General features: G+C 65.0%; 2 protein-coding genes. Both read left to right on the top strand.

The window, feature by feature from the left end; translation table 11 throughout:
• A partial coding sequence (locus ACMO6A_RS07790; protein ID WP_418471034.1) for a response regulator occupies positions 1-466 on the top strand: 466 nt, incomplete at its 5' end.
• A gap of 166 nt (positions 467-632) precedes the next feature.
• Positions 633-1,789 (top strand): RNA polymerase sigma factor RpoD (rpoD, locus tag ACMO6A_RS07785; protein ID WP_418471033.1); only part of this gene is annotated, 1,157 nt, incomplete at its 3' end.

The following is a 1,789-nucleotide window of genomic DNA, read 5'->3' as shown; positions in this document are numbered from 1 at the left end:
GCTGGAGCTGCCGACGGCCGACGAGGAGGCTTTGGGGGACGAGGAGACCCCTGCGGAAACGGCCGACCGGTCGCTTGCGGGCACGCGCGTGCTGCTTGCCGAAGACAACGATCTGAACGCCGAGATCGCCGTGGCGCTGCTCGACATGCAGGGCGTCGAGGCGCGGCGTGCGGCGAACGGGCGCGAAGCCGTGGACATGTTCGAAGCTTCGGAGCCGGGAGCGTTCGATTTCGTGTTGATGGACGTGAAGATGCCGTTGCTCGACGGCCTCGAGGCGGCGATCGAGATCCGCTCGCTCGATCGGGAAGACGCTCGCACGGTGCCCATCATCGCGCTCACGGCCAACACGTTCCAGGAGGACCGCGAGGACGCGGCCGCTGCCGGGATGGACGGCTTCATCCCCAAGCCCTTCGATGCCCAGCAGCTCTACGAGACGCTGCGCAGCTACCTGCCGCGCAAGGGGTAGGCTCACGGTTGCGGCGCAAGTTCGCGAGCCTCGCAAAACCTGCGCAAGCGTCATATTCGTCAGCAAGATGACGGAAAAGTGTGGTATATTATTTGGCTGTATCTTTGCGCCTGGTGCGTATGTATACTCATGCCCTGCGCGCAGTCCGGTCGGAAAGGAAGATCACGTGGCCCAAGCCTCAAGCAAGCAAGCCCAAGAGCGGAACAACGCGGCGGTTGCCTCGATCGAAGCCGAAGACATCCTGGAGGAAGACGCCCTCGACGACGAGCCTGATGTGGTCGACGCCGGCGACGGACTCGACGACGATAAGCTTGAAAGCCCCCTGTCCGATGACAGCGACGACGAAGACCTGCTCGAAGGCATTCCTGAAGAGGAGCTTAAGGCGACGGTCGAGGTTCAGCTGCCCAAGGTGGCGGGCAAGAGCAAGGTGCGCTCCGTGCGCAAGCGCAATGCCGACGCCAGCGTGACCATGCTCACGGGCGACCCCGTCCGCATGTACCTCAAGGAGATCGGCAAGGTCCCGCTGCTCACGGCCGCCGAAGAGATCGACCTCGCCATGAAGATCGAGGCCGGCGTGGCCGCCATGGAGGAGCTTGAGAAGGCCGAGGACGAGGGCATCGAGCTCGAGCGCCGCGAGAAGCGCCGCCTCGGCCGCATCGAGCAGGTGGGCATCGACGCGAAGCAGCAGCTTATCGAGGCGAACCTGCGTCTCGTCGTGTCCATCGCCAAGCGCTACGTAGGACGCGGCATGCTGTTCCTCGACCTTATCCAGGAGGGCAACCTCGGCCTCATCCGCGCCGTCGAGAAGTTTGACTACACGAAGGGCTTCAAGTTCTCGACGTACGCCACCTGGTGGATCCGCCAGGCCATCACGCGCGCCATCGCCGGTCAAGCGCGCACCCTCCGCATCCCCGTGCACATGGTGGAGACCATCAACAAGCTCGTGCGCATCCAGCGCCAGCTGTTGCAGGAGCTCGGCCGCGAGCCCAGCCCCGAGGAGATCGGCAAGGAGATGGGTCTGCCTGCCGAGCGCGTGCGCGAGATCCAGAAGATCTCGCAGGAGCCCGTGTCGCTGGAAACGCCTATCGGCGAGGAGGAGGATTCCCAGCTGGGCGACTTCATCGAGGACGATGCCGCCGTGGTGCCGCCCGACGCCGCCTCGTTCAGCATGCTGCAAGAGCAGCTGTCGAAGGTGCTCGACGGCCTGGCCGAACGCGAGCGCAAGGTGATCAGCCTGCGCTTCGGCCTGGAGGACGGCCATCCCCGCACGCTCGAGGAGGTCGGACGCGAGTTCGGCGTCACGCGCGAGAGAATCCGCCAGAT

This window comes from Eggerthella sp., from assembly GCF_048329335.1.
GTDB lineage: Bacteria > Actinomycetota > Coriobacteriia > Coriobacteriales > Eggerthellaceae > Eggerthella > Eggerthella lenta.
The sequence above is the reverse complement of the archived record's forward strand: the minus strand, read 5'-3'. Positions and strand labels throughout refer to the sequence as shown.